This window comes from Cupriavidus sp. 01L46, assembly GCF_056399905.1.
Map to the genome: position 1 here is coordinate 1 of NZ_JBFTSF010000063.1, position 14,657 is coordinate 14,657.

Annotated in this window: 15 protein-coding genes; 12 read left to right on the forward strand and 3 right to left on the reverse strand. The window is 66.4% G+C overall.

Translation table 11 applies throughout. The features are described from left to right. The first annotated feature begins 17 nt into the window (after window positions 1-17). Together AC1DS3_RS13520 and AC1DS3_RS13525 are read left to right on the forward strand one after the other, a co-directional pair. Window positions 18-713, forward strand: a complete 696-nt coding sequence (locus AC1DS3_RS13520) for a glutathione S-transferase family protein (protein WP_441639473.1) — start codon at window positions 18-20, stop codon at window positions 711-713. A gap of 35 nt (window positions 714-748) precedes the next feature. Continuing rightward, window positions 749-1,894 (forward strand): serine hydrolase domain-containing protein, encoded by a 1,146-nt coding sequence (locus AC1DS3_RS13525; RefSeq protein WP_477127352.1) that lies wholly within the window; start codon window positions 749-751, stop codon window positions 1,892-1,894. Window positions 1,895-2,484: 590 nt separating this feature from the next. Here the strand turns inward: AC1DS3_RS13525 and AC1DS3_RS13530 are convergent. Next, entirely contained in the window at window positions 2,485-3,357 is an 873-nt protein-coding gene (locus AC1DS3_RS13530; protein ID WP_477127353.1) for a LysR family transcriptional regulator, read from the reverse strand. 156 nt (window positions 3,358-3,513) lie between these two features. Here AC1DS3_RS13530 and AC1DS3_RS13535 point away from each other — a divergent pair, with 156 nt between their 5' ends. From AC1DS3_RS13535 to AC1DS3_RS13570, 8 genes are all read left to right on the forward strand, one after another. Further along, the gene (locus AC1DS3_RS13535; RefSeq protein WP_441639476.1) at window positions 3,514-3,936 is read left to right on the forward strand and encodes a VOC family protein; all 423 of its coding nucleotides are present in this window, start codon (window positions 3,514-3,516) and stop codon (window positions 3,934-3,936) included. 36 nt (window positions 3,937-3,972) lie between these two features. Continuing rightward, window positions 3,973-4,668: a fumarylacetoacetate hydrolase family protein gene (locus AC1DS3_RS13540; RefSeq protein ID WP_441639477.1), complete on the forward strand. Its 696-nt coding sequence runs from the start codon at window positions 3,973-3,975 to the stop codon at window positions 4,666-4,668. 219 nt (window positions 4,669-4,887) lie between these two features. Next, window positions 4,888-5,679 (forward strand): HpcH/HpaI aldolase family protein, encoded by a 792-nt coding sequence (locus tag AC1DS3_RS13545; protein ID WP_459375097.1) that lies wholly within the window; start codon window positions 4,888-4,890, stop codon window positions 5,677-5,679. A gap of 177 nt (window positions 5,680-5,856) precedes the next feature. After that, window positions 5,857-6,747: a 2-hydroxy-3-oxopropionate reductase gene (glxR, locus tag AC1DS3_RS13550; protein ID WP_441639479.1), complete on the forward strand. Its 891-nt coding sequence runs from the start codon at window positions 5,857-5,859 to the stop codon at window positions 6,745-6,747. 139 nt (window positions 6,748-6,886) lie between these two features. Then, window positions 6,887-8,077, forward strand: a complete 1,191-nt coding sequence (locus tag AC1DS3_RS13555; protein WP_477127354.1) for a glycerate kinase — start codon at window positions 6,887-6,889, stop codon at window positions 8,075-8,077. Window positions 8,078-8,183: 106 nt separating this feature from the next. Continuing rightward, on the forward strand, window positions 8,184-8,558 hold the full coding sequence (locus tag AC1DS3_RS13560; protein WP_441639481.1) for a hypothetical protein: 375 nt from the start codon (window positions 8,184-8,186) through the stop codon (window positions 8,556-8,558). Window positions 8,559-8,859: 301 nt separating this feature from the next. Then, window positions 8,860-9,930, forward strand: coding sequence for a hypothetical protein (locus AC1DS3_RS13565; protein ID WP_441639482.1), 1,071 nt, complete (start codon window positions 8,860-8,862; stop codon window positions 9,928-9,930). Continuing rightward, window positions 9,927-11,450, forward strand: coding sequence for a hypothetical protein (locus tag AC1DS3_RS13570; RefSeq protein WP_441639483.1), 1,524 nt, complete (start codon window positions 9,927-9,929; stop codon window positions 11,448-11,450). Before AC1DS3_RS13565 ends, AC1DS3_RS13570 begins: the two co-directional genes overlap by 4 nt. Window positions 11,451-11,517: 67 nt before the next feature. On the opposite strand, the gene AC1DS3_RS13575 is transcribed toward AC1DS3_RS13570, so the two are convergent. Beyond that, complete coding sequence (locus AC1DS3_RS13575; RefSeq protein WP_183033405.1) at window positions 11,518-11,961, reverse strand: MarR family winged helix-turn-helix transcriptional regulator; 444 nt, start codon at window positions 11,959-11,961, stop codon at window positions 11,518-11,520. A 129-nt stretch (window positions 11,962-12,090) separates the two neighbouring features. On the opposite strand from AC1DS3_RS13575, the gene AC1DS3_RS13580 reads away from it, so the two are divergent. Further along, the gene (locus AC1DS3_RS13580; protein WP_477127355.1) at window positions 12,091-13,629 is read left to right on the forward strand and encodes a DHA2 family efflux MFS transporter permease subunit; all 1,539 of its coding nucleotides are present in this window, start codon (window positions 12,091-12,093) and stop codon (window positions 13,627-13,629) included. Window positions 13,630-13,669: 40 nt separating this feature from the next. Here the strand turns inward: AC1DS3_RS13580 and AC1DS3_RS13585 are convergent, their stop codons facing one another. Further along, complete coding sequence (locus tag AC1DS3_RS13585; protein ID WP_477127356.1) at window positions 13,670-14,347, reverse strand: alpha/beta hydrolase; 678 nt, start codon at window positions 14,345-14,347, stop codon at window positions 13,670-13,672. Between the two features lie 97 nt (window positions 14,348-14,444). On the opposite strand from AC1DS3_RS13585, the gene AC1DS3_RS13590 reads away from it, so the two are divergent. Beyond that, the gene (locus AC1DS3_RS13590) at window positions 14,445-14,654 is read left to right on the forward strand and encodes a hypothetical protein (RefSeq protein ID WP_441639486.1); all 210 of its coding nucleotides are present in this window, start codon (window positions 14,445-14,447) and stop codon (window positions 14,652-14,654) included. The last annotated feature ends 3 nt before the right edge of the window (window positions 14,655-14,657 follow it).

Consider the following 14,657-nt stretch of genomic DNA (forward strand, 5'->3'; position numbering starts at 1 on the left):
GGCAAGGAGCAACCATCATGGCCCTGACTCTCCATTACCATCCACTGTCTTCGTTCTGCCACAAGGTGCTGATCGCGCTCTACGAGAACCAGACGCCGTTTTCCAGCGTTGTGGTGCACCTTGGCGAGAAGGACTCGCGCGCCGCGTTCCTGGCGCTCTGGCCCGTGGGCAAGATGCCGGTGCTGCGCGACGACAGCCGCGACGTGACGCTCCCGGAATCCACGATCATCATCGACTACCTCGACCAGCACTACCCGGGGGCGCGCGCGCTGCTGCCGGCCGATGATGACGAGCGCCGCGAGGCGCGGCTGTGGGATCGCATCTTCGATCTCTACGTGCACCTGCCGATGCAGAAGATCGTGGGCGACCGGCTGCGCGCGGAGGCAGAGCGCGACCCGCGCGGCGTGGCGGACGCGCAAGCCGCCCTGCGCACTGCTTACGACATGATCGAGCAGCGCATGGCCGGCCGCACCTGGATGGTCGGCGAGCACTTCACGCTGGCGGACTGCGCCGCGGAGCCCGCGCTGTTTTACGCGGCCGTGGTGGTGCCTTTCGCGCCAACGCATCCGCGCCTTGCCGCCTATTTCGAACGGCTGGTGGCTCGTCCCGCGGTTGCGCGCGTGCTGGCCGAGGCCCGCCCCTACTTCTCCATGTTCCCGATCAAGGACGCCATCCCGGCGCGTTTTCTCCAGGACGAACCGCCGGCTGCCTGATCCTGTTTACGCAAACTTGCGAAAGACGACCTCAAATGCCAGTTGCAGATCGCAGGGAATTCCTGCTCAAGTCAGGTGCGCTGTTAATGACCGGCGTGGCCGGCGTCGGGGCCAGCKGCATGGCGCGGGCCGCCGGGTGGCAGGCCATTTCGCCGGCGGACGCCGGATTCAAGCCCGACCTGGAAGGCCGCTTCAATGCGCTGCAGGCAAACGGCAAACTGGCTGGCCTGCATGGGGTCGTCGCCTTGCGCCATGGCCGCATCGTGTTCGAGAAATACATGGCCGGCCCGGATGCCCGCTGGGGTGAACCGCTAGGCAAGGTCAGCTTCGGGCCGGACACCTTGCACGATATGCGCTCCGTGACCAAGAGCGTTGTCGGCCTGCTATACGGCGTCGCGCTGGCCAGCCAGAAGGTGCCCGCGCCGGACCAGCCGCTGCTGGCGCAGTTTCCCGAGTACCCCGACCTGGCAGCCAACCCAAAGCTCGCGCCGCTGACGGTGGCACACGCGCTGACCATGACGCTGGGCACCGAGTGGAATGAGAATGTGCCGTACACCGACCCGGCCAACAGCGAGATCGCCATGGAGATGGCGTCGGACCGCTACCGGTTTATCCTCGAGCGCCCCGTGGTAACAACGCCCGGGCGCGGCTGGATCTACAACGGCGGGGCGCCGGCATTGCTGGCCAGGCTGATCGAGAAAGGCACCGGCCAGTCGCTGCCCGCGTTTGCTAACACGGTGTTGTTCGCACCGCTGGATATCGGCAAKACGGAATGGGTGCAGGGCGCCGACGGCGTGCCATCGGCAGCGTCCGGGCTGCGGTTGACGCCGCGGGACCTGGCGCGGATCGGCCAGATGGTGCTGGCCGGCGGCAAGTGGCATGGCCGGCAAGTGGTGCCCAAGGCTTGGCTCGACGCCAGCCTGCGCCCAGCCGCGGTAGTCGACGATACGCGGCGCTATGGCTACCTGTGGTACGTCGGCGAGATTCCCCTGAACACCAGGGGTGGCGTCATCGGACAGCGCTGGGCGGGCGCATTCGGCAACGGCGGGCAACGCCTCTTTGTGTTTCCGGACCTGGATTTCGTGCTGGCCGTCACGGCCGGCAACTACGACACGCCGGACCAATGGGTTGCACCCGTTGTGGCCCTGCGACAAGTCTTCCTGGCCAGCCTGGCGGAATAAATGCTTGCGTGTTGAACGGCACGACAGCATTGCGCGGTGTTTGCACCTACATATGCACCAATATGCGGCAAATTGCCGTGCCAGCAGCCCATCAGGTGATGCACGCGACAGTTCATCCGCCCGCCTCGCTCCCGCCTGGCCGGCCACGGGCAGCGCCGCCGTTCCTAAAGCCGGGATAAAGCTGCAATGGCCCTGCTCCTCCTCGCATTGATCCCTCTTCCCGCTGCTTAATATGCCCCCGCACGCCGCGAAACGCGACGAGGTGCCACAGCGTTGCAACCCATCAGGGAAGAAGGATCCGGCCCGCGCCGGTGCAGCAGACATGGAACGAGCAATGATTGCTGGCGGCCGGCATGCTGACAGTCTTCCCCGTGCTGCGCGTGGGCATCAGCTACACATTCCGCGGCGCCTTGCGCGCGGCGCGCTGACTGAACTGGAACCCCGAACTTTGAAGATCTGAAGATTTGCTGGCCCGGCAGCGCCCTTGCGGGTGCCGCCATTTCGTCCTGGTCGCCCCGCGTGTGCTCCCGCCGCGCGGGGTGCTTTTTTTTTCAGGCTGCGGCAAAGCCTGCGCGGCCCGGGCAAGGGCATCATGTTGCGCTCGCGGCCTCGGCGACAAGCGCATCGATCAGCGCGGCCATCGACGCGCGCTTGAGCGACGACTGCCGGACCAGCACGCCGATCTCGCGGAATATGGGTTCGCCGGGCAACGGTATTTCCACAACGTTACGCGCGGCCMGCAGCGGCACCAGCGCGGCCGGAATGATCGCGCAGCCCAGCCCTTCGTCGACCATCTGCAGGATCACCGCGGGCTCGTCCAGCTCCATGCCCTCCTCGACCCACAGCCGGTGCCGGCGCAGATAGCGGTCCACCAGTTGCCCGCCCATGGAATGCCGGTTGTAGCGGATGAAGGGCATGGCCGCCAGCACCGCCTTCAAGTCGCGCGGCGAGCCCGCCGGCGCCACGCCGACAAAGCGCTCGCGCATCAGCGGCACCCATTTGAGTTCCTGCGGGATGCCGAGCCTTGGCTTGATCAGCACCGCCACGTCGAGCTCGCGGGCATCGACCTGGGTCAGCAACTGGGTCGACATGCCGGGGACGATGTTGACGTGCGTCTTGGGAAATCCGGCGCGAAAGCGCTTCATGGCCCCGGGCAGCAGCGCGGCCTGCACGGTGGAGACAGCGCCAAGTTCCAGCGGCGTGGTGTCGGAGGCGGAATGCGCGCGGCCCTTCATGGACTCGTACAGCTCGACAAAGCGCACGGCTTCCGGCAGCAGCTTGCGGCCCTCCTCGCTCAGCGCGACCGATTTGCCGGCCCGGTCGAACAACGTGCAGCCAAGGTCCTCCTCCAGCCGGCGTATCTGGGTGCTCACCGCTGACTGGGTGAGGGCAAGGCGCGTGCCGGCAGCGGAAAAGGACGAGGTCTCCGCTGCCACAAGGAAGGTGCGGAAGTAACGGATCATGTGGGGATCATGTGAGGATCACAGGCGACATGGCGTGATTCATATTGAAATCTTTGATGCTGAGCACGGAAATGATTCGTTTCATATTACGACTTCTGCTGATTACAATCAAACGCGGCAGCACACCGACAACCCCCACGCACAAGAGCCCCTTTGATGAGCGCAACCCCGCTGTTCCACCTGGCCTTTCCCGTCAACGACCTGGAAGAGGCCCGCCGCTTCTATGGCGAGCTCCTTGGCTGCCCTGAAGGGCGCAGCTCGAACGCCTGGATCGATTTCAATTTCTATGGCCACCAGGTCGTCGCCCACCTCGCGCCGGAAGAATGCGGCCACCGTGCCACCAGCGCCGTCGACGGCGACGAAGTGCCGGTCCGCCACTTCGGCGCGATCCTGTCCATGGATGCCTGGGAGGCACTGGCMGAGAAGCTGCGCGCCGCCGGTACGCAGTTCGTGATCGAGCCGCATGTGCGCTTCAAGGGGCAGGTCGGCGAGCAGGCGACGATGTTCTTCCTGGATCCGTCGGGCAACGCGCTGGAGTTCAAGGCGTTTGGCGACATCAGCCAGGTCTTCGCAAAGTAATCCCTCCCCCCGCTTTCGTCACAGACGGACCCAGACATGACCGAATTCGTTATCCAGCCCGCCGAACAGGCAAGCGTCGCTGTAGCCGGCAGCAGCGCCCGCTTTCCCATCCGCCGCGTGTTTTGCGTGGGCCGCAACTACGCCGCGCACGCCCGCGAGATGGGCAATGACCCGGACCGCGAGCCGCCGTTCTTCTTCACCAAGCCGGCCGATGCCGTCGTCGCCGCCGAAGGCACGGTGCCATATCCGCCGCTCACGGAAAACCTGCACCACGAGATCGAACTGGTGGTGGCAATCGGCAAGGGCGGCGCGGACATCCAGCCCGAGCAGGCACTCGACCTGGTCTGGGGCTACGCCGTGGGCGTGGACCTGACCCGCCGCGACCTGCAGGACACCGCCAAGAAGATGAGCCGTCCGTGGGACTGGTCCAAGGGCTTCGACGCCTCCGGCCCGTGCGGCCCGCTGCACCCGGTGGCCAGCATCGGCCATCCCGGCGCAGGCCACGTGTGGCTCAAGGTCAATGGCGAGACGCGTCAGGAGGGCGACCTGAACGAGCTGATCTGGCCCGTGGCCGATGTCATTGCCTATGTGTCGCAAAGCGTGACCCTGGCCCCTGGCGACCTGATCTTCACGGGCACGCCGGCCGGCGTCGGCGCGCTGCAGCCCGGCGACGAAGTGACCGCCGGCGTGGCGGGTGTCGGCGAAATCGCTTTCCGCGTGGGCAAGCGTTAAGACGCATTGCATTAGCAAGACCTCAAGACATACTATGACATGGCTCATCGCGAGCCATGTCATGGCCTCAGCGCGATTCCCGCCTGCCCCGGGCCTCTCAGCGCACTAACTTTCCCCAAACCGGCCTAAACCGCGCCGCTTCGCTTGACGGCGTGCGCGCGGGGGTTATACTTGCCCGATGTTGTACGATAACTTATAAGTCAAGCTACAGGAGACACAATGCGCGAGAACCGGATACGGAACATGTGGGCGAACGGGCAAGCCGTCGTCAATGGCTGGCTGTCCATCCCCAGCAGCTTTGCCGCGGAGACCATGGCCCACCAGGGCTGGGACTCCCTGACGGTGGACCTGCAGCACGGCGCGCTGGACTACCGCGATGCCCTCAGCCTGTTCACGGCGATCTCCACCACCGACACCATGCCGGTGGCGCGCGTGCCCTGGAACGAGCCAGGCATCCTGATGAAAGTGCTCGACGCCGGCGCTTACGGTGTGATCTGCCCGATGATCAACACGCGCGAAGACGCGGAGCGCCTGGTCGCGGCCACCCACTATCCGCCGATGGGCACGCGCAGTTTCGGGCCGATCCGCGGCATGCTGTATGGCGGCCCCGACTATCCCGAGCGCGCCAACGAAACCATCGTCGTCTTCGCGATGATCGAAACCAAGCAGGGGCTGGATAACCTGGACGACATCCTCTCGGTCAAAGGGCTCGATGCGGTTTATATCGGCCCGTCCGACTTGTCGCTCGCGCTCGGCTGCCGCCCGACCTTCGACGATGTCGACCCGCCCGTCGCGGAGGCGATCGCGCACGTGGTGGCCCGCGCCAAGGCGCACGGCGTGGTCGCCGGCATCCACAACGGCGCGCCGGAAGCGGCGTTGCGCAGGATCGAGCAAGGCTTCCAGTTCGTCACCGTTGGCTCCGATGCGCGCCTGATGGCGGCCGGTGCCCGGCAGGTGGTGACGCAGATGCGCGACGGGCAGGCAGCAGGCGGCGAAACATCGGGATACTGAGCCGGCCCGTTTCGGGACAAGAATTTCAGCCAGAGATTCAGACAGCAATTCAGACAGCGTTTCAGACAGTATCGAGACCAGAGATCTAAGAGATTTGAGGCACCGGTATCGCGGTGCCCGCTGCGCAGGCGTCCGGCGGCAAGCGATGCCATTGAGATCGACTAACGGAGAACGAAAGTGAAGCTTGGATTTATTGGCCTTGGCATCATGGGCACCCCGATGGCCGCCAACCTGATCGCAGGCGGGCACGAAGTCAGCCTGTCCAGCCGCAGCGGCGTGCCGCAATCCCTGCTGGACAGCGGTGGCGTGGCTTGCCACTCCGGCAAGGAAGTGGCCGAACGCGCCGACGTGATCTTCCTGATGGTGCCGGACACCCCGCATGTGGAAGCCGCGCTGTTCAACGACGGCGGCATTGCCGCCGGGCTGAGCGCCGGCAAGATCGTGGTCGACATGAGCTCGATCTCGCCCATCGCCACCAAGGGCTTCGCCGAGCGCGTGAACGCGCTTGGCTGCCAGTACCTGGATGCGCCGGTGTCCGGCGGCGAGGTCGGCGCCCGCAACGCCACGCTGTCGATCATGGTCGGCGGCCCGGTGGCGACGTTCGAGGCCGTCCGCCCGCTGTTCGAACTGATGGGCAAGAACATCACGCTGGTGGGCGACAACGGTGCGGGGCAGACCGCCAAGGTGGCCAACCAGATCATCGTGGCGCTGAACATCGAGGCGGTTGCCGAGGCCCTGCTGTTCGCCTCCAAGGCCGGCGCGGATCCGGCGCGCGTGCGCCAGGCGCTGATGGGCGGCTTTGCGTCGTCCAAAGTGCTGGAAGTGCACGGCGAACGCATGATCAAACGGACGTTCGACCCGGGCTTTCGCATCGGGCTGCACCAGAAGGACCTGAACCTTGCGCTGTCGAACGCGCGCGAGATGGGCGTGTCGCTGCCGAACACGGCCACCTGCCAGGAGTTGTTCAATGCCTGCGCAAGCCATGGCGGCTCGGACTGGGATCACTCCGCGCTGGTCCGCGCGCTTGAGCTGATGGCCAACCATGAAGTCGCGGCCAAGAAGGATTGAGGGCACGACTTAGCCAGCAGTCTTTGCCATCGGGCGGCACCTGCTGCCGCCCGGCCGCCCTTCCCCCGTTTCCTCTTTTCCTCTTTTCCTCGGTATGGCGTTTGCCCTGCGGTGAGCGCCGTTCACCCCGCCGCGCCCTATGCCTAGCCTTCCCGATCCCCTTATCGTCATTGCCCCCGATTCATTCAAGGGCTCCCTTGCGGCCGACCAGGTCGCCGCCGCCATCGCCGCCGGGATCCTGCGCGCGCTGCCCGGAGCGACGATCCGGCAACGCCCGATGGCGGACGGCGGCGAAGGCACCATCGACGCGATGCTGGCCGCCGGCGGCCAGCGCGCCCGCATCAAGGTGCGCGGCGCGGACGGCGCCACGCGCATTGCCACGGTAGCGCTGCTCGCGGGCGACCGCGCCGTGATCGAGTCCGCGGAAATCGTCGGCATCACCGATCCGGCGGGCATGGCATGCCCCGTGGCGCAGCGCTCCACCGCCGGCCTCGGCGATGCCATCAAGGCCCTGCTCGACCTGGGCGTGCGCGAGATCTTCGTCGGCCTTGGCGGCAGCAGCACGAACGACGGCGGCGCCGGGCTGCTGCATGGCCTGGGGCTGCGCTTGCTGGATGCGCAGGACCGCGACATTCCGCCAACGCCCGCCGCGCTGCCGCAGCTGGCGGCGGTCGATACCAGCCAGCTCGACCCACGGCTGGCCACCACCAGGCTGGTGGCAATGTGCGATGTCAGCAACCCGCTGACCGGGCCGCGGGGCGCCACAGCCGTGTTCGGCCCGCAAAAGGGCGTGCAAGCGCAGGATGTGGATGCCATCGATGCCGCGCTCGCCGGCTACGCAAGCTTGCTGGAGCCGGCGCTCGGGCGCTGCGCCAGGGACGCGGCAGGCGCGGGAGCGGCAGGCGGCCTCGGCTACGCCTTGCTGATGCTTGGCGCGCAGATGCGCCCGGGCGCCGACATCGTGGCGGACTGCGTAGACCTCGATGGCGCGCTCGCGGGCGCCGACTGGCTGATCACCGGCGAGGGACGCAGCGATGTGCAAACGCTAAGCGGCAAGGCGCCGTTGATCGCCTGCCAGCGCGCCCATGCCTGTGGGGTGCCCGCCTCACTGCTTTCCGGCGCCATCGACCCCGCCGCGCTGCCGGCCCTGGGGACACATTTCACGGGCTGCTTTTCCCTGGCGCCCGGCCCGATCACTGTCGAGCAAGCCATGGYCAACGCGAGCGCTTTGCTATCGGATGCGGCGGAGCAGATGGCAAGGCTGCGCTTCACCAGCACCCACCCGCTCGAACATGGGCGCACCCGGCCTGCAAATCMAGAAATTTCTTAAAGGTGAGCGACCGCAGAAGCAGTATGCTTTTACGAGTCCGCCACGCTCGCGTTGAAGCAGGCGGCCAGGTCTTGCCCCCATAGCCTCCCCCTCTTAAGGAGCTTGCATGCATCCTAGCGCCCGAGCCGGCCCCAATTCGATCACGCGCGGCGGCAGTCCCACCGACCCGCTCCTCGCCATCAGCAGGCAAGGCGATCTCATCGCCGAGCTGATCGGCATGACGCGCCCCGCCAATGCCGAGGAACAGCCCCTCGTATCCGCACTGATCGACCGGATCGAAACGCTGGACCGCGGCCTGCGCGAACGCATCGCCAACGGTTGCGCGGAGTTGCAAAGCGTCAGCGCCGGGATGGATAGCCTGCTGCAACTGGCGGAGCTGCAGAGCGAGAAGACGGAGGAGGCTTACGGCTTGTATTGCTTGCTCAAGCTGCTGAAGCTGCAACTGGATGACGCCGTGGAGGACGTGGCCCGACTGGTCTGAGACGCCGGCGGCCGGGCTGCAACCGCGACAGCCATTCCACAGTGGCCGCGGCCCTCACGTTGAAGACGTTGCAAACCGTGCCGCTACGCCAGCGGTCGTGCGAATTGGATTTTATTTAAATAGAATTATTTAAATAATCCTGATGGAACGCACTTTCCCGGCGGGATTTTCCCATAGGCCTTTCCGTGCCGCATCCCACATTCATGGGATAAGCCCTCCCCCGCCATGGAGCCGCAAGCTCCCTCTCCTGCTAAGAGGCCGTTTCAAAATGATTCTGGCGTCGTTGCGCGGCCTTGCCGTAATGCACAAATTATTTCGCACCGCCATTGGCGTGAGCGCGTTGGCACTGATCCTGCCGGCGCACGCCGTCGTCACCAGCTTTCGCATCTCCGGCGACCGCTACATCCTGCGCGTACTCGCCCAGACCACCGAACCGGTCGACTGCCAGCTCGACTGGCAGGTCCGCACCACGGCTGGCTTTACGCGCCAGGGCTCCGTCTTCATCAACAACGTCCCCGGCAATAGCTGGAACGAGGCGCTTGGCCCGTTGGTGCAGGACGCGGAACCGCCGGCTATCGGCGCCCGTTGCCAGCTGTCCGACATCGAGCGAACGCGGCGCGCGCAGGAGCAGGCGCAAGAGCAGGAACGCCAGGCGCGGGCACGCTGGCTCGAAGAGGAACGCCGCCTGGCAGCGCAACGGCAAGCCGAGCTGAGGCAGCAGGCAGCGTTGCAACAGCAGTTGCGGCAGCAGGCGCAACAAGCCCGCGAGCGGGAGACAGAGCGTAAGGCCGAAGCGGCATCGCTGGACCAGGGCCGGGGCAATGCGCAGCAGGCGGCCCGCGAGCGCGAGCAACAGGAGCGCGCCGCCGCCGCGCAGCAGCGCCAGGCGATGCTGGAGGAACAGCGCCGGGCCGAGCTACAGCGCCGCACCGAACAGCAGCGCCGGGCGGAACAGGAGGCGCAGGAGCGCGAACGCCTCGCCCGCCAGAAAGCGGCAGAGCTGCAGCAGCGCCGCGCCGCGCTGGGGCAATCCGCCATGGCGATGAGCGGGTCCATGAGCCAGCAGGCCGCGACGATGGGCTCGGACATCGCGCAGATCGCCGGGGCCGGGCAGGGGCGTGTTGCCGAAATGGCGCGAGAGGCCCCCCAGGGCGATTCGCTGGCGCCGGTGTCCGGCGAGGCGATGCGCAGCTTCTTGCTGGGCCAGGTCGAACTGCCCGCCGGCGTGCATGCCGATGCGCCCGGCGCCGGCATCCCGGGTTGCCGGGCGCGCGCCGCGCAAGCCGCCAGCGCGGCAGAGGCGTCTTGCCCACCCATCACCAAATTGCCCGCCACAGAGGCGAACCCAGCCACGACGAGGAAACTGCCTTGAGCCAAACCAACCGAACCCTGCTGCGCGGCGTCGCCGTCGCGGCCACCGCGCTTTGCCTGGGCGCTTGCAGCACGACAAATTTCTCCAGCATGGATGCCGCGTACAAGCAGCAAGGCACCGTAGCCGCCGTGCAGCCGCTGACGGGCAGCACGCTGGTGGCCGTGCGCTGGCCGCAGGCCATCACGGAATCCGCGCAGGCGCTCCTCAAGCCGAACTGGGTCAGCCGCTACAACGATCTCGTGTGGAACAACCCGGTGTCCATCATGGGCTTTGACGGCATCCACGACGCCTACCAGGGCATTCCCGCCGGCTCGATCTACTACGCGGCGGAGTTCACCCGCCTGCTTGGCCGCTACATCCCGCCCGCCGACATCGCACTGGAGCCGCTGATACTCGATGCCGAGAACGGCAAGCTGGTCTATCGCCCGCTGGTGCGCAATCGCTTCCCGGCGCGCATGGTCGTGGACCTGTGGGATGTCCCGCTAACCCACAAGGGCAGCACGCATGGCGCGGCCCAGGTCATCGCCAGCGTGTCCACGGCCGGGCTAGCGTCGGCCAAGACCTGCGGCGTGCTCGCCTACAAGCCGGCGCTGAATATCATGCCGGCCTTCGATGCCGCGGCGTGCCCCGCGCTGGAGGCCCGCGACGTGCCCCATCCGGATGTGATCTACGGCTTTGCGGGCGACTCCTGGGACTACAGCACCCCCATCCCGACCAAGGCGGGCGTGCCACTCGCACCGGATGCAGCCGTGGCGTTCCCGCAGACCTACGAGCCGTTCAGCAAGGCGTACTACGAAGCCTCCGCGGCACCGGATTTCGATGCCGACGGCAAGCTGCGCAACGAAACGCTGGACAACCTGGCGCGTGTGGTGGCCGACGGACTCGCACGGATCGATGCCGCGCAGGCAACCCGCGTGGCATTCGAAGCCTATGTCGCGCGCTACGACAAGCCGCTGGCCGAGCGCCTGGCGGCACGCACACCGGCCCCCGGCGATGAGGCCAAGCTGAAGCTGATCTCGCAGCTTGCCGATGCCGAACGCAAATGGGTCGGCGCGCAGGACCGCGCCCTGGTGGCCAAGCTGCTCGACGGCGCCTATGGCAAGAGCTTTCGCGCGATGCGGCTAGCCAAGGAAAGGCAGGGGGCGCGCCAACAGATGATGTCGATGGCCGGCGCCTTCGCCATGGCCGGGGCGGGCATGGCCAGCGGCGCGTTCTCGGGTGCGGGCGCGTTCAACGCCCAGATGGGCAACACCATGGCGCTGCAGGCCGCCATGCAGTACTACAGCGCATCGGGCCAGGCCGCCACGGCGTTCTACGCGCAGTTCGGCGCGGAGATGGCTGCGCAGGACAGGCTGGTCCAGATCGAAATCGGCGGCAAGCAGATCGGGCTGCAGGCGGACAATCGCGCGCGCTTGTATGAGGAGGCTGGGAAGATCTATCAAGCGTCTTTTGGCGGCGCTACCGAGGCGCCAAAGCCCAAGCCTGCCATGGCGCGGCGCGCGGGCGGCGCGGCCAAGTAGGGCGGCAAAGCAAGGCGTCGCCAGGTTAGAGAATTTTAGGGGTTTTGGACGGGCTTGCCGCCCGCCTTCAACGATCGACGATCGTGCCCAGGTTTTGCCGCACGCGCTGGAGCAGGCCGATCAGTTGCTCCCGCTCCGGCTCGCTGAGGCCGGCCAGCGCCTCCGCCGCAACCTCGTCGCCAACCCGCCGGGCCTTGTCCAGTGCTCTTTCCGCCTTGGGTGTCATGCGCACCACACGCTCACGGCGGTCTTCCGGGTTGGGCACCCGCTCGATCCAGCCGCCCTCTTCCATCCGGTCAAGCAGGCGTCCCGCCGAAATCGGCGCGACTTCCAGCAGCTCGGCCAGCCGCACCTGGTTGACTTCGCCGTAGTGCGACAGGTAGGCGAGTGCGCGGCATTGCGCCCGGGTGAGGTCGAGGGACGACTTGGCCAGTTCATCGAACCGCTTGCCGTTGAGGCGGCCAACGTCCGAGACCAGGAAGCCAAAGCGCTTTTCCAGTTTCGTTTCCATGGCGCGATTGTACAAAGATCTCCTTCGGGCACGCCGCCACGCCTGCAAAAAGCGGCTTGCCACGCTTTGGTGTGATCGTATAATAAGCATGCTTATTATCTAACCCAACCCCTCCAGGTTGTTCAATCCATGTCTTCCGAAGCGGTAGCCGGGCGCGTAGAAATGCCGCTCAACCGGCCCATGATCACCATCGCGATCATGGCAGCGACCCTGATCCAGACGCTCGACAGCACCATCGCCAACGTGGCGCTGCCGCACATGCAAGGCAGCCTGTCGGCGTCGCAGGACGAGATCACCTGGGTGCTGACCTCGTACATCGTCGCTGCCGCGATCGCCACGCCACTCACCGGCTGGCTGTCCGACCGGCTCAGCGTCAAGCGTCTGCTGGCCATCTCGATCACCGGGTTCACCATTGCCTCGGCGTTCTGCGGGATGTCCGACACGCTGGCGCAGATCGTGGCGTCGCGGCTGCTGCAAGGCATTTTCGGGGCGTCGCTGGTGCCGCTGTCGCAATCCATCCTGCTGGATAYCAACCCCCGCGAAAAGCAGGGACAGGCGATGGCGGTATGGGGCATGGGCGTGATGGTGGGGCCCATCCTGGGCCCGACGCTGGGCGGCTGGCTGACCGACAGCTACAACTGGCGATGGGTGTTTTTCATCAATGTGCCGATTGGCGCATTCGCGTTGTTTGGCGTGCTGTCCTTCCTGCCCAACCGGGCGCCGGCGCGGGCCGTGAAGTTCKATGCGTTTGGCTTCATCACGCTCGGCCTGGCCATCGGCGCGCTCCAGGCCATGCTCGACCGCGGCGAACAGCTCGACTGGTTCGGCTCGCTGGAGATCCGCATCGAGGCCATCCTGGCGGGGGTCAGCTTCCTGTATTTCCTGGCGCACACCGCCACGGCCGGGCCCAGGTCATTCTTCCGGTACCAGTTGCTCAAGGACCGCAACTTTGCCACCGGTGCCTGCTTCATCTTCGTGATCGGCGCGGTGATGTACGCCACCCGCGCCCTGCTGCCGCCGATGTTGCAGAACCTGATGGGCTATCCGGTGGCCACCACCGGGCTGGTCACCGCGCCAAGCGGCGCCGGCACCATGCTCTCCATGCTGCTGGCCGGACGCCTGCTCAAGCGGATCGACGCCCGGGTGCTGCTGTTTGCGGGCTTCCTGATTTCCGCTTTCGCGCTGTGGCAGATGATGCAGTACACCGTGGTGCTGTCGGTGTCCGATATCGTGTGGCCCGGCATCATCCAGGGCTTTGGCCTGGGGCTGGTGTTCGTGCCGCTGAGCGCGCTGACGTTTTCCACGCTCGCGCCGGCACTGCGCGCGGACGGCACGGCTACCTACAGCCTGATGCGCAATATCGGCAGCAGCATCGGCATCTCCGTGATCCAGACCTTGATGACCCGCAACACGCAGGTGGCCCACGCCGACCTGGCGGCCAATGTGAGCGTGTACAACCCGGCCCTGCAATCCCTGCTAGCAAGCGGCTCGCGCTATGACCTGGCCATGCTCAACCAGTCGATCAACCAGCAGGCCGCGATGATCGCCTACCTCAACGATTTCAAGGTCATGTTCCTTGCCACGCTGCTGGTGGTGCCGCTCATCCTGCTGATCAAGCCCACGCGCCACGCCGACGGCGATGCCGTCGCGCATGCGGCCATGGATTGACGCGCTTTTAGCCTTCCTTTGGCTGACCTATAGCTAACCGCTAGCTGGCGGCCCCGGCGATGCGCTGCCGGGCATCAAGGTACTCCGCCACAGCGMGCTGGAACACCGGCAGCTTGCCAGTGAAAAAATGGTTGGCGCCGGGCACCACCACGACCGGCAGCTCCTGCGGGCGCGCCCAGTCGAACACCGCTTGCAGCGGCACATTGGCGTCGTTCTCGCCATGGATGACAAAGGCATCGGCCGGCACCGCTGGCGTGTCGTAGGTGCGCCCGCCGGCCGCCGGCCCGGCCGGCATGCCGGCCAGGATCAGGTGCGCGACAGGCTCGCCGCCGCGCAGCAAACGCTGCGCCACGCGCGTCTGCACATAGGCGCCGAACGAGAATCCCGCCAGCGCCAGCGGCAGGCCCGGGTGCGCTGCCTGGATCTGCCGGACCACGGCAAGCACATCGTCCGTCTCGCCCTCTCCCGCATCGTGGCTGCCTTGCGTGCCGCCCACGCCCCGGAAATTCGGCCGCACGGCAAGGAAGCCTCGCGCCTGGAAGATCCTKGCCAGCGCCACCGGGATCTTGTGTTCCGCGCTGCCACCTAGCAGCGGATGCGGGTGCGCCACGACGGCGATCGCGCGGATCGGGCCTTGCGGCGCATCCGCCAAGGCTTCGATGCTACCGGCGGCACCATCGAACCAGATGCGATTACCTGAGGGGGGAAGCGAGGACATAACGAGGTAGGGGATTAGGCGTAGGCAAAAAAAACAGGCCGGCCAGCTTTGCGGGCAATGCGGCGGCATTGAAGCCGCATTGTAATGCCCGCAGAGGGTGGATAACGACCAGGTGCCCGAATACCGCAAGACGGTGCGGTGGTTCATCGCCTCGGCCATCGCGCTGCTGATCGGGTTGTTCGGCGCCATGCTGGATGCAGCCGTGGCGGGATCGGCGCCCGGAGGGCCCGCCCTGCAGCCTGCATCGCGGCCAAGTAGAATGCACTCCGCCATTCAGGAAACACGAAACACAAACAACAGGAGATAACGC